Source organism: Ancylobacter radicis (genome assembly GCF_018449475.1).
Taxonomy (GTDB): domain Bacteria; phylum Pseudomonadota; class Alphaproteobacteria; order Rhizobiales; family Xanthobacteraceae; genus Ancylobacter; species Ancylobacter radicis.
Window position 1 is genome coordinate 430,260 of record NZ_JAHCQH010000014.1, and the last position, 21,943, is coordinate 452,202.

A 21,943-nucleotide genomic window follows, 5' to 3' on the forward strand; every position below is an offset into this window, starting at 1 on the left:
ATGAAGCTCGGGCGGGCGGAACTGTTTTGAGGAGAAGACGGGCGCATCAGGCCTGCCGCCGGAGGGATGATATATCCGGCGATGATATTGATTTTATTGGATTGTTTTCGAGTAAAAGCCGCATCGCTACAGGCATGGCCACGACCTGTGGCTACAGGCCGGGCCAGCCCGTCGGTACAGAAGCGTGGCATGGCGACCGCGGCTGGGCTCGAACCAGCGACCTGCCGCTTAGAAGGCGGCTGCTCTATCCAGCTGAGCTACGCGGCCAAGCTCTGCCGGGCGATCAGTGGGTCCACTGACCCATGCGGCGGAAGCTGAAATTGTCGGAATAGGCGATGCGGCGGCGCACCGGTTCCTTGGGCTCCTGTACCTGGTAGGCGATGCCATGCTTTTCGGCATAGGCCACCGCTTCTTCCTTGGTCTCGAAGCGCAGGCGAAGCTGGCTGTTCATGTCGGCGGAGCTGGTATAGCCCATGAGAGGCTCAACCTGACGGGGCGTCTCAGGCTCATAGTCCAACACCCAGAGCTTGGTCTTGGCCGTGCCCGACTGCATCGCATTGCGGGTCGGCTTATAAATGCGCGCAACCATTCAACTCGCTCCCATCGCCTCATGCCGGCGAATTTCGCACGCCTGGGTGGTCGGGGCAGCAGGATTCGAACCTGCGACCTGAAGTTCCCAAAACTTCCGCGCTACCGGGCTGCGCTATACCCCGACACTCGGCGGCGTGGCCACCCGCCTGCACAGCGGCATCGCATCCGCGCGGCGCGCCGTCAAGCCACTCGCGCCGCCCATATCGGCCTATGGACGCGCGAACAGACGGTGCTCGACCATGTCGCCGACAGCAATGCCACGCGCGCGCACCGTACCCGCCGGCAATTCCAGCACCGCCCGCACCGAAACGCCCGACGAGATCGTCTCGGTCGAGAGCGGCACCGTATCGGTGGTGATGGAGGCGATACGCCCATCCGAGCGGATGAACAGCATATCGAGCGGGATATAGGTGTTCTTCATCCACATATAGACCGGCTGGTCGACGTTGAAATCGAACAACATGCCGGCATCCGGCGCCAGTTCGGTACGGTACATGAGCCCCTTCGAGCGTTCCGCCGGCGTGGTCGCCATCTCCACGGTGAACCGTATCGGGCCGGTGCGGGTGTTGATGGTCAGCGGATCAAAGCTGGCCGCGTGCGTGACGGTCGCGGCCGCCAGCATGCCGAGAAGGAACAGGAGGATACAGAAGCCGCGCAGCGGCGCGGCCGCGATTAGCGCAGCCCCCGGCAAAGAACGAGACGTCATGATGTCGAGAGCGCGGAGCGCCTTCCCTAGTGCGACAAGGGCGTGGTTGCCCCGTCTGGCCGGACTTCTGCCGCCATCAGCCCCTTTGGGCCGGGGCCGAAGCGGACCATCACCATCTGTCCCGGCCGCAATTCGGTCAAGCCATGTCGGCGCAGGGTCTCCATATGGACGAAAATGTCCTCGGTGCCCTCACCACGCGACAGAAAGCCGAAGCCCCGCAGCCGGTTGAACCACTTCACCCAGGCGCGCTCGAACCCGCCCTCCGGCTGGACGACCACATGCGTGCGGGCCTGCGGCAATTGCGAATGATGCAGCGCCGTCGACGAATCCATAGACAGGACCCGCAGCGCCTGAAAGCCACGTTCGCGCGCCACGGCCTCACACACCACGCGCGCGCCTTCCTGGGCGGTGGTGAAGCCGCCGCGGCGCAGGCACGTCACATGCAGCAGCACGTCGCGGCCGCCCCCATCGGGCACCACAAAACCGTAGCCCTTGGACACATCGAACCATTTGATCGTGCCGGCGATCTGGACGACGCCAACCTCCGGCCGATCGGTCGATTCATCGGCATTCAGCGAGCCGTGCTCGTCCAAGCCATAACGTGGCAGAGTACCGTCCGAAACCATCGGCCACTTACCTCCGCGAACGCCGCGCCCCGCCGCTTGACCAGCGCCCTATGATTCTATCGAACGAAGCATAGCACCCGATCTCGCCACGAAAACACCCAAATTGATTCGCGGCAGACAGTGGCGACGGATCAACGAGTTAGCTGCCACCTCACGGCTCAAGTGCCGCTTCCAGCACCTCGCCGATGTCGGCATGGATAACGAGATCGGCCACCGCGTCGAGCGGCGTCGGTTCGCGATTGATGATGACCAGCGTCGCGCCATGCCGCTTGGCTTCCACGGGAAAGCCCGCGGCGGGCCACACCACGAGCGATGAACCGATGGCGAGGAAGGTGTCGCAGGCGCGCGTCAACTCGCGCGCCTGTGCCATCGCCGCCGCCGGCATGGGCTGGCCGAAGGAGATGGTCGCCGTCTTGATGGGGCCCTGGCAGGCGGGGCAGTCCGGGGCGCGCGCGTCATTCGCCTCGAAGCGTCGGCGCACCCAGTCAATCTCATAGCGCGCGGCGCATTCAAGGCAGTGGGCATAGGTCGTATTGCCGTGCAGTTCCAACAGATGCTGGTCAGGAACACCCGCAGCCTGATGAAGCCCGTCTATATTCTGGGTGACGATGCCGGCAAGACGGCGCTCCGCGACCAGCCGCTGCAACACCCGGTGGCCACGTCCGGGCTCGGCGCCAGCAAAGGCGGCGTCCAAGGCGAGGCGCCGTCGCCAGGCTTCATCGCGCATGTCGCGCCGCGCCAGAAAGGTCTCGAAGTCGATCGGCCGGTTGCGGGCCCACAGCCCTCCCGGCGAGCGGAAATCGGGGATGCCGCACTCGGTGGAGATGCCCGCGCCGGTGAAGGCGACGCCCCGACGCATATGCGTCAAGATCGCCCTCAGTTCGGCGCAGGCGGCCTTGATGTCATGATCCGCCGTCATATGTTGCGACCACTTCCCGGCTGGCGCTGGCCGCCACAGCTCGCAAGAGGACACATGAAGTACCTTCACACCATGGTGCGCGTCACCGACATCGACGCCTCGCTCGATTTCTACGTCAACAAGCTGGGGCTGGAGGAGGTACGCCGCAAGGAGGTGCCGCAGGGCCGCTTCACCCTGATCTTCCTTGCCGCCCCGAGCCAGGCGGGCGTCGCCGAGGTCGAGCTGACCTATAATTGGGATCCCGAGCCCTATGGCGAAGGCCGCAATTTTGGCCATCTCGCCTTCGAGGTGGATGATATCTACGCGACCTGCCAGAAGCTTCAGGATGCGGGCGTTACCATCAACCGCCCCCCGCGCGACGGCAACATGGCGTTCGTGCGCTCCCCCGACAACATCTCCATCGAGCTCCTTCAAAAGGGCCCCGCCCTGCCCGCTCAGGAGCCCTGGGCCTCGATGCCGAATACCGGCAAATGGTAATTCGTCGCGAGGCATTCCGCAGGCCGTGACGACGGGATGCCTTGGCGGGAACGATGACCCCGCAGGCGCCCGTTCCACACCATGATCACCTGTGGATGACACCCTGCGAGGTATCTTGTGCGCCGGCCGTCTCGCCCCTATAAGGGCCCGGCCTGCGCGCCCTTCGTCTATCGGTTAGGACGCCACCCTTTCACGGTGGAGAGAGGGGTTCGACTCCCCTAGGGCGCGCCACTTCCGTACAAAACCGCGAACACCCGGCTGGGTGGCGCGGTCGGCGAGTACGACCATTTCCTCAATATCCCGATGATCCGCTCTGCGTGAAGCGGCTGCGCCTCATCCGCTGGCTCTCTCAATGGACCAGAACTAACCGCAAGCTGGATTGCCTTGCGCGGGCAACGTCAGGACGGGCGGAACGAGGCCGCACCGATAACTTTCCTATAGGAATGTATTGTTCGTTTGCTGCCGTAGTGTTCTGATAGCGGCTGTTGGTCCGCATTCCTGTCGGAGACGCCGCGATGGACGTTAAGGCCGATAAGGCCGATGGAATCGAACTCGGCGTTCGGGTGCGTGGTCTGCGGACCCGTGCTGGCCTCACCATCAAGCAGGTGGCCGAACGGGCGGGCATCTCGCCGTCGGCAATCTCGAAAATCGAGAACAGCCTGCTCTCGCCGACCTATGACAACATCATCCGCCTCGCCCAAGGGCTTGGCGTCGATATCTCCGAACTGTTCTCCTCCGCGCGCAAACAGGCGCCGCATGGCCGTCGGTCCCTCACGCGGGCAGGTGGAGGCGACTACATCCGCACACGCGCCTATACGCTGGAGATGCTGTGCTCGGACCTCACCGCCAAGCGCATGCAGCCGATGAAGGCGCGGCTGCGGGCGCATGAGGCCCATGAGTTCGGCAGTCTCGTCGCCCATGCCGGCGAGGAAATCGTGCTGGTGCTGAAGGGCCGCGTGACGCTGCTCACCGAATTCTACGCGCCGGTGACCCTCGAAGAGGGCGACAGCGTCTATTTCGACAGCACGATGGGGCACGCCCTCCTGAGCGCAGGCGCGGAGGACGCGGAGATTTTCTGGGTCTGCGCCGCCGATCAAAGCCTCCGTTTCGACGAGACGCCGCCGGAAACTCCTTGACACTTTCTCATTGGGAATAAAATGTTCCTATAAGAAACTCCCATCAAAACCCCAAAATGAACGCCTTGCCATCCATTTCCAGAGGATGATCACATGACCGAAAATGTCGGTAACCGCCGCACCTTCCTGGCCGCCGGATCGCTTGTCGGGGCGGCTGCCGTCCTTGGCGCCGGCTCCGGCCCGGTGCTCGCCCAGGACGCCCCCGCCGGCAGTACGCTCAAGGCGATCCGGGATCGCGGCGAACTCCGCATCGGTGTCGCACCGGGCGAGCCGTGGTTCTACAAGGACCAGCGGTCCGGTGAGTGGTATGGCCTCGGCTGGGGCGCCGGCGTCGCGGTGGCGAAGGAACTCGGCGTGAAGCCGGTTCCGGTCGAGACCACCTGGGGCAATGCGGTGGCCGCTTTGCAGGCCGGCCAGTTCGACGTCATGTTCACCATGGATGCGACGCCGCAGCGGGCTCTGGCGGTGGATTTCCCCGTGCAGCCCATGTTCTGGTACGCGCAGGGCGTTCTGCTCGCCGACGGCGTGACGGCCAGCACTTGGGAGGAGATGAACAAGCCGGAATTCCGCATCGGCGTGGTGCTCGGCACGTCGCCGGATCGCGACATAACGGTGCGCCTGCCCAAGGCGACCATCGAGCGTTTCCCCAGCGCGGACGAGACCGGCGCGGCCTTCATCGCCGGGCGCATGGACGGCATCTCGCTGTTCCACCCGGCCTTGGTGATGCTGCAGTCGCGGCTCAAGCGGGGCAAGGTGATCCTGCCGCAGCCGCTGCGCGAATCCCCGTCCAGCGCCGCGGTGCCGAACGTTGCCGACAAGAGCTGGCGCGACTGGCTCGGCGTCTGCCTCGGCTATTTCTACGCCACCGGCCAGACGCAAAAGATCTTCGAGGACTATCTCGCCTTCCGCGGCATCGATCCGGCCTCGACGCCGGCGATCATGCGCGAACGCTGGAAGGCCTGATTATCCCTCGATCGGCGCGCCGCCTGAATCCGGCGCGCCGTTTTATTATTGCGCCCGTCCGCTCATCGCAGCCCGGCAAGGCCGAACCGAATGCAATATGTGTGGGACTTCCGGCCGGTATGGCTGAACTTCGGCGTTTTGCTGGAAGGGCTGGTCAACACGCTGAAGCTTTCCGGCTTCTCGATCGGACTCGGCCTCGCCATCGGGCTTGTCCTCGCCATGGGCCGGCTGGCGCCGTCGCGTATCGTTTCAATCCCCGCGACCGCGATCATCGAATTCTACCGCAACACCCCGCCGCTGGTGCATTTCTTCTGGTATTTCTATGGCCTGCCCATTCTCACGGGCATCAGCCTGACGCCCTTCGCGGCAGCGGCGGCAGCACTTTCGGTACAGTCCGGTGCCTTTTTCGCGGAAGTGTTTCGCGGCGGCATCATTTCGGTCGATCGCGGGCAGTGGGAAGCCGGCCGCGCCATCGGCATGAGCCACGTGCAGCTGATGCGCCGCATCATCCTGCCGCAGGCCTTCCGCCGCATGATCCCGCCGCTGATGGAGCGTTCCTTCGAGCTGGTGAAGACCACCTCGCTCGCGGCGACGCTGACTTATGGCGAGCTGGTCTACAAGGCGATGGTGCTGGCGACGCAGACCTACCGTCCGATGGAGATCTATTCGACGGTGGCGGTGATGTTCTTCACCGTGCTGTTCGTCGCCAGCCTCGGCATGCGCGCGGTGGAACACCGCCTCGCGCGCCGCGCGGCCCGGTGATCGCCATGAATTACACCTTCCAGTTCGGCGAAATCCTGGCGAATAGCGACCTTCTGCTGCGCGGGCTGAAGCTCACCATCCTGCTTTTCGCCATCGCCTTTTCCGGCGCGCTAGTCTGCGGGCTGTTCATCGGCCTCGCGCGCGGGTCGGCGCTCCGGGTGCCGAACCTGATCGCCACCGCCTATATCGAGATCTTCCGCAACACCCCGGTGCTGGTGCAGCTGATCTGGTTCTATTACGCCCTGCCCGCCCTCTCCGGCTGGCAGCCGAGCGCCTTCACCGCCGCCGCGCTCGGCCTGTTCCTCAACACCTCAGCCTATTGCGCTGAAATCTGGCGCGCCGGCTTGCAATCACTGCCGGCCGGGCAATGGGAGGCAGGGCGCGCCATCGGTATGAGCGAATGGCAGTTGCTGCGCCGCGTGGCGGTGCCGCAGGCGTTTTCCCGCATGGTGCCCGCCTTCACCAATCGCGGTGTCGAGCTTGCCAAGATGACCTCCATCGCCTCCACCATCACCGTGCAGGAGCTGATGTACGAGGCGAAGATGCTGAGCACGCAGACCTTCCTGCCGCTCGAGACCTTCACCATCGTCGCGGTGATCTATTTCGTCCTCATTTACCCGGGAACGCTGGCCGCCTACGCGCTTGAGCGTCGCCTCAATTCCAAGGGAGCCTGATCGCCATGGTGGACGTGACATCGGCGAGTGTGCCCCCGGTTCTGGCCCCCCCGGTTCTCGCGGTCGAGGGGCTGCACAAGAGCTTCGGCAGCAATGAGGTGCTCAAAGGCATCGACCTGAAGGTCGCCGCCGGCGAGCGCATCGCCATTCTCGGCTCATCCGGTTCCGGCAAGAGCACGCTCCTGCGCTGTATAAACTTCATGGAGACGCCGAGCGCCGGGCGCATCGCCCTCGATGGCACCTCCATCGGCGTCGAGGGGCGTGGCGGGGCGATTACCGCGCGATCGGGCGAGCTGCGCCGCCTGCGCACCCGCGTCGGCATGATCTTCCAGCAATTCAACCTGTTCCCCCACATGACCGTCCTCGAAAACGTCATGGAAGGTCCGGTGACGGTGAAGGGCATGAACCGCAAGGAGGCTCGCGCCACGGCGCAGGACTATCTCAAGCGCGTTGGCCTGTCCGACAAGGCGGAGCAATACCCGCAGCGCCTGTCCGGCGGCCAGCAGCAGCGTGTCGCCATCGCCCGCGCGCTCGCCATGGAGCCGGAGATCCTGCTGTTCGACGAGCCGACCTCCTCGCTCGACCCGGAACTGGTCGGCGAGGTGCTCGACGTCATTCTCGGCCTCTCGAAGGAGGGGCGGACCATGCTGCTGGTCACGCACGAGCTCGGCTTTGCCTATCATTTCGCGACACGGGTGCTGTTCCTGCACGAGGGGCGCATCCATGAGCAAGGCACCCCCGACGAGGTGCTGAAGAACCCGCGCGAGGAGCGCACGCAGGCCTTCCTGCGCCGCTTTTCAGCGTTCCACTTCTGAGCGAGATCGAACATGGTTGAGGAAAAGGGCGCCCAGACGCCGCTCGAGGACCCGCGCAACCACGATCTGTGGATCTGGCTCAACGGCCGTCTGGTGAAGCGGGCGCAGGCGATGGTGTCGATCTTCGACGCCGGCTTCGGCCTGGGTGACGGCGTGTGGGAAGGCATCCGCATGGCGAAGGACCGGCTGGTGCTGGTCGACGATCATCTGGACCGGCTCTTTGAGGGTGCCAACACCATCGCCCTCGACATCGGCATGACCAAGGCGCAGTTGCGCGCGGCGCTGGAAGAACTGTGCGCCGCCAACGACATGACGGACGGTGGCCATATCCGCCTGATGGTGACGCGCGGCGAGAAGCACACGGTGCATCAGGACCCGCGCAACGCGCTCGGCAAGCCGACCATCGCCATCACCGCCGAGTTCAAGGTGCCCGATCCGGAGATCAAGAGGGCCGGCATCAAGCTGTTCACCTCGACCTTCCGCACCTCCGGGCCGGACAGCTTCGACCTGCACCTCAATTCGCACAGCCGGCTGAACTTCATCCGCCCGCTGCTGCAAGCCATCGCCGCCGGCGCCCATGAGGCGCTGATGCTGGACCCGGGCGGCTTCGTCGCCAGTTGCAACTCGACCAATTTCTTCATCGTGAAGCGCGGCGAAGTGCTCACCTCGACCGGTCGCACCTGCTTCAAGGGCATCACCCGGCGGAAGGTGCTCGAACTCTGCGCGCGGGAAGGCATACCCTGCCGCGAGACCGACTTTACCCTCGCCGAGGCCTACAATGCCGACGGGGCCTTCGTGACCGGCACCTTCGGCGGCGTCACGCCGGTGCGCAGCCTCGACGGGCGGCCGATCGGCGCCGCGCTGCCTTGCCCGATGACCCAACGCCTGTCGGATCTTTATGACCGCACCTTCCTCGCCTGACGCTGACGGATCGGGCCTCACCGCCGCCATCTCCCGCTTCGCCGCGGGATTTGACGGCGCGGCGATCCCGGCGACGATCCGGGCGAAGGCACGCACCCACATCCTCGATAGTATCGGCTGCGGCCTTGCCGGTGCGTCGACCGAAATGCAGCGGCGTATCCTTGCCGCGACCCGCATCGAAGCCCGCCCCGGCCCCTGCCGCGTGCTGGGCGAGAGCGAGGGGCTCGGCCCGGTCGCTGCCGCTTTCGTCAATGCCGCGGCGATGAATGCGCTCGATTTCGACGATGGGCTGGATGACGAAATGGGCCGTGGCATGGGGCATCCCGGCGCCTCCATCGTCGCCGCCGCGCTCAGCGCCTGCTTCGAGCGGACGGTCACCGGAGCGGACTTCGTCACCGCCGTGGCGCTGGCCTATGAGGTCAACAACCGGCTGATCCGCGCCATGCAGCCGAGCATCGAGCGTTTTCGGCTGGTCTATGGCGTGTGCCAGCATCAGGCGATCGGGGCCGCCATCGCCTATGGCAGGCTCATGGACCTCGATGACGCGGCCATGGAGAATGCGCTCGGCTTTGCCGGCACCTTCGCCAATGTGCCGAGCCTGCGGAAATACAATTGGGAGCGCCGGCCGCTCGTCACCTTCAAGGATTTCCTCGCTCCGGCGGCGGAAGCCGGTGTGCGCGGCGTCAGCCTGCACCGCGCCGGGCTGGTCGGTGCCAAGGCGATACTCGACGGCCCCTCGGGCCTGTGGCGCATGCTCGGTTCCGACCGGTTCGAGCCGGAACGACTTACCGAGGGGCTGGGCCAAAACTGGACGCTCGGCTTCAACACCCTGAAGCCCTACCCGGCCTGCCGCTGGATGCACACCACGCTTGACGCCTTCGAGACCCTGCTGGCCGAGCACACCATCCCGGCCGACGCGATCGAGGCCATCACCGTGCATACCGACGCCGCGCTGCGGCGCGACTTCATGGATGGGTCGCCGCTCAGCATCAACGATGCGCAGTTCTCCTTCCCCTACACGCTGGCGGCTCTTGCGCTGCGTCTTGACCGGTCGCGCTGGTACGATGCCGGCCCTATGACCTCGCCGGTGTTGAGGGCCCTTGCAGGGCGCGTGAGCGGCGTTGTCGATGCCGAGGCGAGCGAACTGATGAACGGCCAGCGGCGCCCGGCGGGGCGGGTCGATATCCGGCTGAAGGACGGCACGGCATATGGCTCTCCGCTCGTCGTCGATGCGCCGGGCGGTGTGCGCCGTCCGCTGCCGGACAGCGTGGTCGCGGAAAAATTCCTCGGCAATGCGCGCGTCGCGCTCGGTGCCGAGAGCGCCGCCGATTTACTCGGCCTCATCGCGCGCATCGAGACGGTGCCGGATCTGGGCGCCGCTCTCTCCCGGCACGGCTGCGGCTGAAAGGGGTGAGCAAGCATTTCGCCGGGTTCGAGAGCCCGGCGGAGAGCTGACCGATTCCCCGCTGCGCGAGCCCGGCGTCCCACCCCTGCCGGCGCTGGGCATGCTAGCTTCGCCTACCGACGCGCCGATCCGGTCTGATCCGGTATTTCGACATTTGCGTTCCTGAAGAGAAACGAGACCCGCATGTCCCCCAACACCCAGAAATTCTACATTGATGGTGCCTTTGTCGACCCGATCGAGAATCGCCCGCTCGGCGTGGTCGATCCGGCGACCGAGCAGGTGTTCGCCACCATTTCGCTCGGCACGCAGGCCGATGTCGACCGCGCCGTGGCCGCCGCCCGCACGGCGTTTGCGAGCTTCCAGTTCACCTCCAAGGAGAAGCGCCTTGCCCTTCTGGAGAGCCTGCTCGCCGTCTATGAGCGCCGCTATGAGGATGTCGCGCAGGCGATCAGCCATGAGATGGGCTCGCCCATCGCCCGCGCCCGCGACTCGCAGGCCTATGCGGGTCTTGGCCATCTGAAGGCGACCATCGAGGCGTTCCGTAACTTCGAGTTCGACGAGACGCGCGGCACCACCCGCGTCACCCATGAGCCGGTCGGCGTCGTCGGCCTCATCACGCCGTGGAACTGGCCGCTCAACCAGATCATGTGCAAGGTCGCGCCCGCCATCGCCGCCGGCTGCACCATGGTGCTGAAGCCTTCCGAGATCGCCCCGATCTCCGGCGTCGTCTTCGCCGAGATCATGCACGAGGCCGGCTTCCCCAAGGGTGTGTTCAATCTGGTGAACGGCACCGGCCCGGAAGTCGGCGCGGCGCTGTCCTCCCATCCCGACATCGACATGGTGTCCTTCACCGGCTCGACGCGCGCCGGCATTGATGTCGCGCGCAACGCCGCGGCGACGGTGAAGCGCGTGGCGCAGGAACTCGGCGGCAAGTCCGCCAATATCGTGCTGCCGGATGCCGACCTCGAAGCCGCCGTGTCCCAGGGCGTGCTGTCCTGCTTCTCCAATACCGGCCAGTCCTGCGACGCGCCGACCCGCATGCTGGTGCCCGCCGCCCGCCATGACGAGGCGCTGGAGATCGCCCGCAGCACGGCCGCGACCGTGCGCGTCGGCGCCCCCACCGACACCGAGACGCAGATCGGCCCGCTGGTCAGCGACGTGCAGTTCGCCAAGGTGCAGGACCTCATCCAGGCCGGCATCGACGAGGGCGCGACGCTGGTGGTCGGCGGTACCGGCAAGCCGGAAGGGCTGGAGACCGGCTATTTCGTCAAGCCGACCGTGTTCGGCCATGTGAAGCCCGGCATGCGCATCGAGCGCGAGGAAATCTTCGGCCCGGTGCTGTCGATCCTCCCCTATGACAGCGTCGATCAGGCCATCGCCATCGCCAACGACACGCCTTATGGGCTGGCCGCCTATATCCAGGGGACGGACATCGAGGAAGCACGCCGCGTCGCCGGCAAGCTGCGGGCCGGCTCGGTCTATCTGAACTATCCGGACTGGGACCTGTTCGCGCCCTTCGGCGGCTACAAGCAGTCCGGCAACGGGCGCGAATACGCCGATTTCGGCCTGCGCGACTTCCTGGAGATCAAGGGCATCGTCGGCTACGGCGCCTGATCGACAATGCTCAGGACGGCCGGCATCAGATGGTGCCGGCCGTTTTGGCGAGCCCATGCCATAGGCTCATCCTTGATCCCATGGCACGCCCGCACATTCCCGCCACGGCTATCGCCAATAGGCGACGGTGAGGCGTTGCGCGTCGCCGATCCCGGACGCTTCCCAGTGCTTTTTCAGACGTCGGGCGCAATCGGCATGTGCGCCGGCCCAGGCAAATACGGTGGCGCCTGCTGGTGGCACGAGGGCCGAGACCGCAACGAAAAGCCGGTCACCGACGGTCTCTCCGCGGCCGGGATGAACCCAGCGGACGAGAATGCCGGGAGGGTGAGAAAACCCGATCCGTTCCTCCCGCGTCCCCACGCTCAGCACGGCGATGCCAACCGCCGAGACCGGCAGGGCCTCGACAATCCGTGAAATTGCCGGCAGGGCCGTCTCGTCGCCGGCGAAGATGTGCCAGTCGGCCGCGCCGACAGGACGCCCCACCGGTCCGGCGATCTCGCATGTGGCACCGGCCTGCGCCTGTGCCACCCAGCCGCAGGCCGGCCCCGGCGTGTCATGCAGAAAGAAGTCGATGTCCATCTCGCCAGCATCCGCATTGATCCGCCGGATCGTGTAGAGGCGCGTCGCCCGGCATTCGCCCTCTCCGATCGACAGCCTCACATGCAATTGCCGGGGCGCATCGAAGGGCGTGAGATCGGCGCCGCTCAGGGTGATGCGACGCATCCGTCGCGAGAGGTCCGCGACGCGCACGACTGTCATCGTCCGCCGCGCGAGACCGGCGTCGCAAACAGTGATCACATCGGGGGATGCCGCCGTCATCGCCGAGCCAGCATGTAAAGAAGATAGGGCGTGCCGATGAGCGAAGCGAACAGGCCGATCGGCATCTGGTAGGGGTAGAAGGCGAGCCGTGAAGCGAGGTCGGCTACGCCCATCAGCAAGGCTCCGAGCGCCGCCGAGATCGCCACCAGGCTCCTCGCATCGGCTGCGCCCGTATGGCGGGCGATGTGCGGCGCCATCAGGCCGACAAAGCTCACAGGCCCGAGGGTCAGCGCGGCAGCGCCTGTCAGCAACGCGGCAAGAGTGAGCAGGACCAGTCGCGTCCGTATCATGGCAAGGCCGAGCGCCGCCGGCATCTCACTCCCGAGGGACAGCAGGTCGAGCCATCGCGACAGCAGCAATGCCGGGAAGATGAGGACGACGGCGAGAACAGCTGTCACCACGGCAATCGCAGGATCGACATGCGCCGTCGCGCCGGTGAGCCAGGCGAGGATCATCCCCGCCTCCATGCCTCCGCGCGTCATCAGAATCGTCAATGCGGCGCCGCAGAAGGAACCCAGGGCGACGCCCGCGAGCAGCATGCGGTTGCCCTCGAAGGCGCCTCCGCGAGCCGCGACGATCAGGACGGCGAAGCCGAGGATCGCGCCCAGCGTCGCGCCGGCGATCTGTCCCGCCAGCCCCATCGCGGGGGCGGCAAAGACGCTGATCGCCATGGCCAGGATCGCCGCCGAACTCACCCCGAGCACTTCCGGGCTCGCCAGGGGATTCGACGTCATGCGCTGAAGGAGGCAACCCGCGGTCGCCAGCATGGCGCCGCCGGCCATCGCGGCAACGAGCCTCGGCGCGCGCCAGGGAAGCAGCGTTGCGACCGTCGAGAGAGAATCGAACCCGATGTCGATCTCGCTCCGCCCGACCAGCAGCGCCAATGCCGTGACAAGGGCGAGGCTGCCGAGAATGGCCGGAAACAGCTGGCGGCGCGACGATTCCGTCAATCCATCCGCCCGCAAATCCGGACGCGCCGCGCGCAGCCGGCTGGATAGCCAGAACAGCACCGGTCCGGCAAACAGCGCGGTAACCGCGCCGGTTGGCATGTCGAAGCGGCTGGCCCGATCGATCGCCTGCACGAGGCCGTCGGTGACGCTCAGCATCAGGGCGCCCAGAAGCGGCGACAGCGGCAGGACAAGGCGTACCGTCCGCGCTCCCATGAGCCGCGCGAGATTTGGCGCAGCGAGACCGACAAAGCCGATCACGCCGACCTGCGAGACGACAGCCGCCGAAAGAGCCACGGCGAGAACGAGTATGGCGAGCCGTACAGCTGATACCGATAGTCCCAGCGCACGCGCCCCCTGATCATCGAGTGTCAGCAGGGTCAGCGCGCGCACGAACAGCATCGAGATAACGAAGGCCGGTACGAAGCGCACGGCAAGATCGAGCGGCGGCATCCAGTTCTGTTGTGCGAGCGAGCCGCCGCCCCAGAGAAACAGGGAGGTCAGATACTGGCCGCTGTAGAGGATGATGGTGGCCGTGAGCGAGGCACAGAGCAGCCCCACCATCATGCCCGCCACCACCACGGTCGCCGGCTCGAAGGAGCGTCGCCAGGACAGGCCAAGAACGATGAAGACGGCGACCAGCCCACCCGCGAAGGCAACGCTCTCGCGCGGAAAGCCGCCGAGTTCGGGGGCGAAAGCTGTCGCGGCGACAATGGCGAGATGGGCGCCGGCGGCTACGCCGAGGCTCGACGGATCGGCAAGCGTGTTGCGCAACACGATCTGCAGCAGCACCCCTGCCAGCCCGAGGGCCGCCCCCGCCAGAAGTCCGACCAGATAGCGCGGAGCAAGGCTGTGAAGCGCGATCAGGCCGGCGAACCTGCCGGAAGGGTTCATTGCGGCGATGGAGCCATTCGCGGAAAAAACGTCCACCAGCGACCAGCCAAACAGAGCAAGCGACAGCATGGCGAGCAGCAGGCACAGCAACAGGATGTGGCGGCGTGAGGCGATGTCGTCAGGCATCATGCGAGTGCGTTGCCCAGCAGGCGGGCGAGGCGACGCGCGGTCGGCAGCCCGCCAAACGGATTGACTGGGTCGATGACATGCACCCGGCCTTGGGCGACCGCCGGCAAGGCGTTCCAGAGAGGGCTCTCGGGCAGCACGCGCAGCGCATCCGATGGAATCGGGCGGACGATGATGATGTCGGCATCGCCCACATTCGCCAACGACACGAGATCGACCGGAGCCTGAGCCGAATACCGTGTCTGGCCTGCCCAGGCATTGCGTAGGCCGAGGCTGTCGAGCACATGACCCTGCATGCTGTCGGCGCCGAACACTCGAAAATGCCGGGGATCGCCGATATTGATGATGCAGAAGGCGTCGCCCCGCCGCCTCGCAAGCCGCTCCCGCTGCGCGCTGATTTCCGCCGCCACCTCGATTATGAGGTTTTCCGCCCTCTCGCCGCTCCCCGTGAGCCGCCCTAGCTCCCGTGCCGCCTCCATGGCGGGCTCATAGGGCGAACGCCCGCGCTGGTCGATGCGGAAGCTATGGACGGGTGCGATGCGGCTCAGATTGGATTGATATTTCACGTACCACGGCGCGGAAAGGATCAGGTCCGGAGCGGCGCGCAGAAGTGCCTCATAGTTCAGGCTGCCGCGCAGGCCGAGATCAGAGACACCGGGCGGCATGGCGGGCTCGACCACCATCTGGCGATAGAGCCGCAACTCCGCCGCGGCGACCACCTCGACACCCATGGCGATGGCTGTCTCCAGCATCGCCCAGTCGATCGCAGCGACCCGGACCCTAAGACGCTCCGTGGCGCAGGCGGGCATCCCCACCCCCGCAATTGAGGCGGCAAGGCCCGTACAGAGCGTTCGCCGGGTGAGGCCGTTCACAACGGATATCCCAAAAGCTGGCCGAGGTCGCGAGGACATCTGTATTTGCGCACCGGCCGGCGTCACCAGCGGTAGTAGAGACCCGCGCTCACCGTCCGGCCGTAGCCATAGGCGCAGGTCGTCGACGTGTAGCAAGAGGCCAGATAGGTCTCATCCGTCAGGTTCTTGGCGTTGACCTGCAACCGCCAGCCATCGAGTTCCGCATATTTCTTGCCGAAATCGTAGGACAGCGCGGCGTCGAACAGCGTCACGTCTGGAAGCTCGATCGTGTTGTTGGTGTTGTAGCTCGACCCGATATAGCGGACGCCGACGGCACCCGCGAGCCCGTAAAAGGGCGAGCCCGGCTGGACGTCGTAATGCACCCAGAGCGAGGCCATATCGTCGGGCACGCCGACGGGGACGAGGCCCTCCAGGCCGCTATTGTCCTGCGTGTATTTCGTGTCCAGATGGGTATAGGCGGCGAGGACCGACCAGCCGTCCTGCAACTGGGCCTTGGCCTCGAACTCGAAGCCGCGCGAGCGCGCCTCGCCGATCTGGACCGAGTAGCCGATATGGGCGAGGTCCGACGTCAGAAGGTTCTGGCGCGTCAGATCGAAATAGGCCGCGGTGATCAGCAGGTCGGTGCCGGGCGGCTGGTACTTGATGCCCACCTCATATTGCGTTCCCTGTTCAGGCTCGAAGGCATCGCCGTTGAAATCGGTGCCGGCGATCGGCGTGAAGGATTCGGCGTAGCTCACATAGGGGGCGAGGCCGTTGTCGAAATGGTAGAGCAGGCCGAAGCGGGTGCTGGGCGCGGAATCGTCCTGCTTTTGCAGCGTGGTGCTGCGGGTCGTGCTTTCCGCCCAGTCCTGGCGGATGGCCAGGGTGGCGATCCAGTTGCCGATGCGGATCTGGTCCTGGGCATAGAGCCCATACTGGGTACCGTCCACATCGGTGCGGCGCAGGGCCGGCATCACGACCGTCTTGCCGTAGACCGGATTGAAGATGTCGATCGAGGGCGCGGTTCCACTGCCCGAATTATAGAAGCCATCATAGGCCTGCGCGTCGAAACCGACGAGCAGGGTGTGGCGCAGCGCGCCGGTCTCGAACGTCTTCTCGATCTGGTTGTCGAAGGCGAACGAGCTGAGTTCGTCATGGGAATAGGTCACCGAGCGTGACAGCGTTCGGTTGTCGGCTCCGAGCGAGCGACCATAGACGCCGGCATAGTCGAGTTCGGTGCCGAACCACTGCCCGTTTGCCCGCACCACCAGCGTGTCGTCGACGGCATGCTCGAACCGATAGCCGAGCGACGCCTGTGTGCGGTCAAACTGCTCGATATCGGGTTCGCCCGCATTGAAATCCCGAGGAATGACGCCATTCGGATTAAACACGGCCGAGCCCATCGAGGGCACACCGGCGTAGGAGTTCGCCTCCGGGTCGCGCTGGTAGAAGGCCGTCAGCGTCAGGCTGGTCTGGTCGCTCGGCCTCCAGGTCAGGGTCGGGGCGACCGCGAAACGCTCCGCCGACGTGTCCTCGATCTGGCCATTGCCGGCACTGCCGACCGCCGCCACGCGGTAGAGCAGCGAGCCGTCCTTGCTGATGGGGCCGGAGAGATCGGCCACGGCGCGGCGATAGGCGAAGTTGCCGACATCGGCTCCGACCTCGTGATAGGGCTGGGCCAGCGGCATCTTCATGATCTGGTTGACCATGCCGCCAGTCGGCGCCTGGCCGTAGAGCACCGAGGTCGGCCCCTTCAGCACGTCGATGCGCTCGAGAAGGTAGGGGTCGATCTGTGGCGAGACGAAGTTCATCTTCATCAGGCGCAGACCGTTCAGATAGGTCGCGGCGTCGAAACCCCGGATCTTGAACAGGTCGAAACGTGTCGAGATGGCGCCGCGGCTCTCCGGGATCACGCCCGCGGTGTAGCGCAGCGCCTCGTTCAGCGAGAGCGCGTTCTGCTGCCGAATCTGGTCCGCCGTGATCACCGAGATGCTCTGCGCGGTCTCGACGATCGGCGTGTTGGTCTTTGTACCCGTCGAGGAGCGTTCGGCGACGAGGCCGTTGACCGGCCCCGTGGGTGTCTGGCCACGGCCTTCCACGCTGATCGTATCAAGCTCTATGGATGCGTCTTCTTCCGCATATGCCGATGAAATTCCGGCAAATACCACTGAGGCGACCAGAATATTAGACGTATGGCGGTAAAATGGACTGCGCATAACCTGAATCGATCAGAATATTGGAAGGAGAGCCAAGATAGTCATAGCGACCGCCCGCGATCCAATAAGCCAACCTCGCTAATTTGATAATCCAAGTTTATGATGAAGCCCAAGCCCATCATTCTTGATTATAATAATTCCGATCTGGCATCGCTGACATCATGACGCGCGTTTCTGGCCCGAAGACACAGGAAGCCTTTGAAATCCGGCATTTGCGGTATTTCGTCGTGCTGGCGGAAGAGCAGAATTTTGCCCGAGCGGCGGAACGCCTCGGCATCGCTCAGCCGGGGCTGAGTCAGCAGATCATGAAGCTTGAGTCGATCGTAAAGACACCGCTGCTCGACCGGACACAGCGCCTGATGAAGCTGACGCTGGCCGGCGAAGTCTTTCTTGAAGAGGCGCGCAAGACGCTCAACGCGGCGGAGGCGGCGCTCGTCGCCGTGACCAAGGCAGGGCGCGGCGAGACCGGCCGCATTTCGATCGGCTACGTCGCCTCCGTTGCCTATGCCGGCGTGCTCACACATTCGATCGCAAGTTTCCGCAAGGCACATCCAGACGTTGAACTACAGCTCGTGGAAATGGAAATGGGCGAGCAACTTTCCCGCATCTCCGAGGGGCGGCTTGATTTCGGCTTCATCCGCCCGCCCACACCCCTGCCGCCCAATGTCGTGACGCGCGTCATACTGAAGGAGCGTCTGGTCGTCGCCCTTCCTGCCGATGACGCACTCGCCAGCGCGGGGGCGCTGGATCTGGTGGATCTCGCCGATCGCGAATTCATTACCCCGCGCCAGGCTCCCGATGTTGGCTTTCGTCGCAACACGACGACGGCCTGCGAGGAAGCGGGCATCAGCCCCGTCATCAGACCGATCGGAAGGGACTTCACGACGATCGCCAGCATGGTCGCCGTCGGACTGGGCATCGCTCTGGTTCCGAAATCGCTCGACTGTCTCAGGCTGCCCGGCGTGCGCTACTGCAATATTCGCGGCATCCATACGAGGTCCGAACTCGCGACCGCCCATCGCAAGAGCGAGCTGTCCCCGGCAGTGCGCGCCTTCATCACGCATAATCGGTCCGCGGCCTACACCGCCGAGGGATGAATCGGGGGTGAGCAGCCCCCCAAGACAACGCACGCGGTACGAGCAGAGCTACAGCGATCCAAGGCTCCGGCCGCGCAACACGCGCGGCGCCGTCTAGAAACGCCAGCGCAGCCCGGCCTGCACGGCGTTGACGGTCACGCTGTCGGCGTACTGGCCGAGATAGGACACGCCAAGGCTTGCCTGTTCGCTGAGGCGCAGATCGAGACCGACTTCCAGCAGAGCAGTATTCTCCGCCAGCGGCACGCCGGCCACGGTGAAGCTGGCCGCCGGCACGCTGAGAAACGCCATCTGCGCTTCCGGCGTGATATCGCCGAAAGCATATTGCCAGGCGAGCGAGGCGTGCGGCTTCAGTTCCATGCCATTGGCAAGTTCCATCGTGGTCGCGACCCGCAGGCCGAGCGAGGAATAGCCGACGCCGGTCGAGGCGGATTCGCTCGTGAGCCCGGCGGTGGCGCCGGTTTCGCTGAAGCTGTCGGTGTGGAGATGGACATAGGCCAGGCCGGCAAAGGGCTCCAGCGCCAGTTTTTCCACCGCGAAACCATAGCCGATCTCGGCGAAGATCTGCGCGGTGCTGCCGTCGTAATCGGCGTTCGCCTGTTCGGAATAGCCGGGATAGGCGATGGTCCGGGAGGCGTCGATCTGGTTGAAGGCGTAGCTGGCGCCGAGGCGCAGGTTCCACGGCCCATCGCTCGTTCCCGCGTAGAGCGCCAGCAGTACGCTGTCGACGTCCGAGGAACTGGCCAGCGTGTCGATGTCGGCGCTTGACTGGGTGTAGCCCAGCGCCGCGCCGATCAGCCAGCCGCCCACCTGCACATCCGCGCCGGACAGGATGCCGCCCAGCGTCGCGTCGACCTCGGCATTGGCCGACCCCGCATCATAGTCGCTGCGGCCGGCGAAGGCCTGCGCCCACAGCGTGCCGTTGAAGGCCGGTTCCGGAGAAGCCGCCTCGGCCTTGACCGGAAACGGCACGCCGGTGGCGGCCGGGGGCGCATAGGCGAGCACCGGGCCACCATAACCCAGCGCCGCGAGCGGACCGGGCTGCGCGCCATAGCCCCCCTGACGCAGGCGCCCGAGCACCGACTGGCGGCTGTACTGGCTGTCGCCGATCACCACCGTCTGGGTGCTGGCATAGGCCTCGCCGGACAGCGCGGCGAGCGCGCCGGGCAACTGGTCCGCACTGAGATCATAGAGCGGGCTCAGTGCCTCCGGCAGGGGCGAGAGCAGGCCGCCGGTCGGGGTGTTGATGAAGCTGTCGAGCGCGCTGCCGACCGCCTGCTGGTTCGGCGTGATGCCGAGGCCGCCGAGGTCGGCGGCGACGTTGAGGCTGACGAGGTTGGTCGTGGTGGCAAGGCTCGCCGCGTAGAGAGCCGGCAGCCCCTCGGTGGTCAGCGTCTCGAAGCCGCCGGTGATCTCCTGCGTCGCCGCCAGCACGGCGTAACTCGGCGCGATATCCGCGGTCTGGAACGAGACCGAGAGCGTGCCGGCGAGCCGTGCCGCGCCGGTGATCTCGAAAGCGTCGACGCCCAGCCCGGTCATGCGCATCGCATAGGTGCCGACCGAGGTCTGCGCGAAGGTGCCGCGGAACAGATGGGTGATCGGAATGCCGGTGCCGCTGACGCCGAACCAGCCGCTGTTCTCGAACCGCTTGGCATCGCCCGCCGTGGCGGCAACGCGCCCGTCGATGATGCCGGTATTGACGATCACGCTGCCATAGCTGTCCGCCCCGGTGCGCAGCGCGTCGGCGGCGGCTGTCGTCTGCAGCGTGCCGTAATTGAGCAACGTGCCATAGAGCCCGTGCATCTCCACCGCCGCGCCGGCGATGCCGGTTGCCGTGATCGTGCCGGTATTGGTGAGCACGCCATAAGTGTCGCCGCGAATGGCGACGCCCAGATTGCCGCTGACCGCGATGGTCCCGCTGTTGATGATGTCGTCGCCGATGATGCCGGAGAGCACGGCGTCATTGTCCGTGCTGGAGGACAGCGCGCCCGTGTTGCGGATCGGGTTGTAGATGCCGGGAATGGTGGCGAGATAACCATTGATACCGTTGGCGTCGACATAGATGCCGACGACATTGTCGCCATAGGCCGAGTTGGAGGACACCACCGCGCCGGGAATGTCGATCTCGTACCAGGTGACAATGCCCAAAGCGTCGACATGCATGACCGCCGGATGCACCACGCCATCGGCCGTGACCCAGTTCACAACGAGGTTGTACTCGCCGGAGCGCCCCGCACCGGTGATGCCCTCGAAATGGGTGGCGACCGCACCGGGATGGTCATAGGTGACATAGGTGCCGTTGGTCAGATCGTAGATATAGCCGTGCTCGGCGTGGATGACGCCGTCGACCATCACCTCGCCATAGCCGCCGGCGATCTTGTCGCCATAGATGCCGTAAGCCGTGGTGCTGATGGCGCCGGGAATGTTGTTGGTGGTGTAGGTGCCGGTGTCGATGTTGTAGATGAAGGCGTTGCCGGTCGCGAGGCGCGTGTCGTAATTGCCGACCGCCCGATTGCCGAAAGTGCTGTGCGCGATGGTGTAGAGCGTGTCGGCGCCCGGATAGATCAGCGTCGTGATCTGCTGGCCCGGCGCATTGGCGGCATCATAGAGATAGCTGAGGTCATAGGGCGCCGAGGCCGAGGTCTGGTAGCTGCCGACCACCCGCAAAATGCCGCCGGGATTGCCGAAATTCGGCCCGTAGGGCGAGGAGCCGATGGCGCCGGGGAAGTTCGCCCCATTGCTGGTCGCCTCCGGCATGGCCGACCAGGTCTGCGTCGTCATGTTGTAATAGAGGCCGCCGGTCTCCGTCGTGCCGGGGATCGTGTAGTTGCCGACGATGTTGTCGCCGCGAATGCCGGTGAGAAACGTGCCGTTGGTGCCGAAATTCAGCGTCTGATAGGTGGTGGGCGACGGCGCGGGAGCCGCCTGCGCCGCAAGAGGAACACCACCCACGCCGAGGCCGAAGGCAACAAGGCCGAGCGCGCGTGAGCGCGACACGTCGTAAGACGGCGATCGAATTGTCATAACTGGTCCCGCGCCCCGGATTCGGTGTTTCCGAACGTTATCGTTCCAGTCGATCAATAGCGATGTCGTTTCTTGGTCCTATTTCGGCACGGCGGGAAACTGTAGCTGGGTACGCCCACCCTCAACCGCGCTCGAATCGAGTTGTTTCAAGCTATTTCTCCCATCTGACGCTACGTCATGTAACCGCCAAAATGTTCGATGTGTTCATGAGCCATTGCATTCAACTCGCGCGGAAATGAGAAAATATAGACTCCATATCGCCAACAACATTCAACCCGCCGATGCGGGAACGGCATGACGGATACGACTGAACTCTCTTCAGCCTGCGCGACGCGCTGTCTCGCTATCCACAGTGCCGCCACG

General features: G+C 65.2%; 19 protein-coding genes and 3 tRNA genes. 11 read left to right on the forward strand and 11 right to left on the reverse strand.

The genetic code is table 11. The features are described from left to right. Positions 1–190: 190 nt before the first annotated feature. The 6 genes from KIP89_RS05275 to KIP89_RS05300 form a co-directional block, all read right to left on the reverse strand. Positions 191–267: transfer RNA gene (locus KIP89_RS05275), tRNA-Arg, on the reverse strand. A gap of 16 nt (positions 268–283) precedes the next feature. Then, a complete protein-coding gene (locus tag KIP89_RS05280; protein ID WP_213754344.1) occupies positions 284–589 on the reverse strand; it encodes an ETC complex I subunit in 306 nt (101 codons plus the stop codon). A 47-nt stretch (positions 590–636) separates the two neighbouring features. Next, positions 637–713 (reverse strand) — tRNA-Pro (locus KIP89_RS05285). An 86-nt stretch (positions 714–799) separates the two neighbouring features. Further along, a complete protein-coding gene (locus tag KIP89_RS05290; RefSeq protein WP_213754345.1) occupies positions 800–1,297 on the reverse strand; it encodes a DUF192 domain-containing protein in 498 nt (165 codons plus the stop codon). A 26-nt stretch (positions 1,298–1,323) separates the two neighbouring features. Beyond that, the gene (locus KIP89_RS05295) at positions 1,324–1,923 is read right to left on the reverse strand and encodes a cold-shock protein (RefSeq protein WP_213754346.1); all 600 of its coding nucleotides are present in this window, start codon (positions 1,921–1,923) and stop codon (positions 1,324–1,326) included. Positions 1,924–2,074: 151 nt separating this feature from the next. Continuing rightward, positions 2,075–2,842 (reverse strand): SIR2 family NAD-dependent protein deacylase, encoded by a 768-nt coding sequence (locus KIP89_RS05300; RefSeq protein WP_213754347.1) that lies wholly within the window; start codon positions 2,840–2,842, stop codon positions 2,075–2,077. Between the two features lie 54 nt (positions 2,843–2,896). Between KIP89_RS05300 and KIP89_RS05305 the strand changes: the two genes are divergently transcribed. The 10 genes from KIP89_RS05305 to KIP89_RS05350 all read left to right on the forward strand — a co-directional run bounded on the left by KIP89_RS05305 (position 2,897) and on the right by KIP89_RS05350 (position 11,609). Continuing rightward, positions 2,897–3,319 (forward strand): VOC family protein, encoded by a 423-nt coding sequence (locus KIP89_RS05305; RefSeq protein ID WP_213754348.1) that lies wholly within the window; start codon positions 2,897–2,899, stop codon positions 3,317–3,319. A 156-nt stretch (positions 3,320–3,475) separates the two neighbouring features. Continuing rightward, positions 3,476–3,550 (forward strand) — tRNA-Glu (locus KIP89_RS05310). Between the two features lie 284 nt (positions 3,551–3,834). Beyond that, positions 3,835–4,455 carry a helix-turn-helix domain-containing protein gene (locus tag KIP89_RS05315; protein WP_213754349.1) on the forward strand — a complete coding sequence of 207 codons (621 nt, stop codon included), beginning with the start codon at positions 3,835–3,837 and terminating at the stop codon, positions 4,453–4,455. Positions 4,456–4,548: 93 nt separating this feature from the next. After that, complete coding sequence (locus KIP89_RS05320; protein WP_213754350.1) at positions 4,549–5,418, forward strand: transporter substrate-binding domain-containing protein; 870 nt, start codon at positions 4,549–4,551, stop codon at positions 5,416–5,418. 90 nt (positions 5,419–5,508) lie between these two features. After that, positions 5,509–6,180: an amino acid ABC transporter permease gene (locus KIP89_RS05325; RefSeq protein WP_213754351.1), complete on the forward strand. Its 672-nt coding sequence runs from the start codon at positions 5,509–5,511 to the stop codon at positions 6,178–6,180. 5 nt (positions 6,181–6,185) lie between these two features. After that, the gene (locus KIP89_RS05330) at positions 6,186–6,854 is read left to right on the forward strand and encodes an amino acid ABC transporter permease (RefSeq protein WP_213754352.1); all 669 of its coding nucleotides are present in this window, start codon (positions 6,186–6,188) and stop codon (positions 6,852–6,854) included. 5 nt (positions 6,855–6,859) lie between these two features. Further along, on the forward strand, positions 6,860–7,669 hold the full coding sequence (locus KIP89_RS05335; protein ID WP_213754353.1) for an amino acid ABC transporter ATP-binding protein: 810 nt from the start codon (positions 6,860–6,862) through the stop codon (positions 7,667–7,669). Between the two features lie 12 nt (positions 7,670–7,681). Beyond that, the gene (locus tag KIP89_RS05340) at positions 7,682–8,590 is read left to right on the forward strand and encodes an aminotransferase class IV (protein WP_213754354.1); all 909 of its coding nucleotides are present in this window, start codon (positions 7,682–7,684) and stop codon (positions 8,588–8,590) included. Continuing rightward, positions 8,568–9,995: an MmgE/PrpD family protein gene (locus tag KIP89_RS05345; RefSeq protein WP_213754355.1), complete on the forward strand. Its 1,428-nt coding sequence runs from the start codon at positions 8,568–8,570 to the stop codon at positions 9,993–9,995. The genes KIP89_RS05340 and KIP89_RS05345 overlap by 23 nt, the downstream gene beginning before the upstream one ends. A 183-nt stretch (positions 9,996–10,178) precedes the next feature. Beyond that, positions 10,179–11,609, forward strand: coding sequence for an aldehyde dehydrogenase family protein (locus tag KIP89_RS05350; protein WP_213754356.1), 1,431 nt, complete (start codon positions 10,179–10,181; stop codon positions 11,607–11,609). 108 nt (positions 11,610–11,717) lie between these two features. Here KIP89_RS05350 and KIP89_RS05355 read toward each other — a convergent pair whose 3' ends face one another. The 4 genes from KIP89_RS05355 to KIP89_RS05370 form a co-directional block, all read right to left on the reverse strand. Further along, positions 11,718–12,428 carry a siderophore-interacting protein gene (locus tag KIP89_RS05355; RefSeq protein ID WP_213754357.1) on the reverse strand — a complete coding sequence of 237 codons (711 nt, stop codon included), beginning with the start codon at positions 12,426–12,428 and terminating at the stop codon, positions 11,718–11,720. After that, positions 12,425–14,398 (reverse strand): Fe(3+)-hydroxamate ABC transporter permease FhuB, encoded by a 1,974-nt coding sequence (gene fhuB, locus KIP89_RS05360; protein ID WP_213754358.1) that lies wholly within the window; start codon positions 14,396–14,398, stop codon positions 12,425–12,427. The genes KIP89_RS05355 and fhuB overlap by 4 nt, the downstream gene beginning before the upstream one ends. Beyond that, the gene (locus KIP89_RS05365; RefSeq protein ID WP_369807052.1) at positions 14,395–15,267 is read right to left on the reverse strand and encodes an iron-siderophore ABC transporter substrate-binding protein; all 873 of its coding nucleotides are present in this window, start codon (positions 15,265–15,267) and stop codon (positions 14,395–14,397) included. The genes fhuB and KIP89_RS05365 overlap by 4 nt, the downstream gene beginning before the upstream one ends. Positions 15,268–15,329: 62 nt before the next feature. Next, on the reverse strand, positions 15,330–17,345 hold the full coding sequence (locus tag KIP89_RS05370; protein WP_213754359.1) for a TonB-dependent siderophore receptor: 2,016 nt from the start codon (positions 17,343–17,345) through the stop codon (positions 15,330–15,332). Positions 17,346–17,623: 278 nt separating this feature from the next. Between KIP89_RS05370 and KIP89_RS05375 the strand changes: the two genes are divergently transcribed. Then, positions 17,624–18,559, forward strand: a complete 936-nt coding sequence (locus tag KIP89_RS05375) for a LysR family transcriptional regulator (RefSeq protein ID WP_213754360.1) — start codon at positions 17,624–17,626, stop codon at positions 18,557–18,559. Positions 18,560–18,652: 93 nt separating this feature from the next. On the opposite strand, the gene KIP89_RS05380 is transcribed toward KIP89_RS05375, so the two are convergent. After that, positions 18,653–21,553, reverse strand: coding sequence for an autotransporter outer membrane beta-barrel domain-containing protein (locus KIP89_RS05380; RefSeq protein WP_369807053.1), 2,901 nt, complete (start codon positions 21,551–21,553; stop codon positions 18,653–18,655). Positions 21,554–21,943: the final 390 nt, after the last annotated feature.

Coding starts and splice junctions, on each gene's coding strand:
- KIP89_RS05290 (WP_213754345.1), bottom strand. CDS start 1,297: ATGACGTCTCGTTCTTTGCCGGGGGCTGCGCTAATCGCGGCCGCGCCG.
- KIP89_RS05315 (WP_213754349.1), top strand. CDS start 3,835: ATGGACGTTAAGGCCGATAAGGCCGATGGAATCGAACTCGGCGTTCGG.
- KIP89_RS05295 (WP_213754346.1), bottom strand. CDS start 1,923: ATGGTTTCGGACGGTACTCTGCCACGTTATGGCTTGGACGAGCACGGC.
- fhuB (WP_213754358.1), bottom strand. CDS start 14,398: ATGATGCCTGACGACATCGCCTCACGCCGCCACATCCTGTTGCTGTGC.
- KIP89_RS05320 (WP_213754350.1), top strand. CDS start 4,549: ATGACCGAAAATGTCGGTAACCGCCGCACCTTCCTGGCCGCCGGATCG.
- KIP89_RS05375 (WP_213754360.1), top strand. CDS start 17,624: ATGACGCGCGTTTCTGGCCCGAAGACACAGGAAGCCTTTGAAATCCGG.
- KIP89_RS05305 (WP_213754348.1), top strand. CDS start 2,897: ATGAAGTACCTTCACACCATGGTGCGCGTCACCGACATCGACGCCTCG.
- KIP89_RS05350 (WP_213754356.1), top strand. CDS start 10,179: ATGTCCCCCAACACCCAGAAATTCTACATTGATGGTGCCTTTGTCGAC.
- KIP89_RS05345 (WP_213754355.1), top strand. CDS start 8,568: ATGACCGCACCTTCCTCGCCTGACGCTGACGGATCGGGCCTCACCGCC.
- KIP89_RS05300 (WP_213754347.1), bottom strand. CDS start 2,842: ATGACGGCGGATCATGACATCAAGGCCGCCTGCGCCGAACTGAGGGCG.
- KIP89_RS05325 (WP_213754351.1), top strand. CDS start 5,509: ATGCAATATGTGTGGGACTTCCGGCCGGTATGGCTGAACTTCGGCGTT.
- KIP89_RS05355 (WP_213754357.1), bottom strand. CDS start 12,428: ATGACGGCGGCATCCCCCGATGTGATCACTGTTTGCGACGCCGGTCTC.
- KIP89_RS05335 (WP_213754353.1), top strand. CDS start 6,860: ATGGTGGACGTGACATCGGCGAGTGTGCCCCCGGTTCTGGCCCCCCCG.
- KIP89_RS05340 (WP_213754354.1), top strand. CDS start 7,682: ATGGTTGAGGAAAAGGGCGCCCAGACGCCGCTCGAGGACCCGCGCAAC.
- KIP89_RS05330 (WP_213754352.1), top strand. CDS start 6,186: ATGAATTACACCTTCCAGTTCGGCGAAATCCTGGCGAATAGCGACCTT.
- KIP89_RS05280 (WP_213754344.1), bottom strand. CDS start 589: ATGGTTGCGCGCATTTATAAGCCGACCCGCAATGCGATGCAGTCGGGC.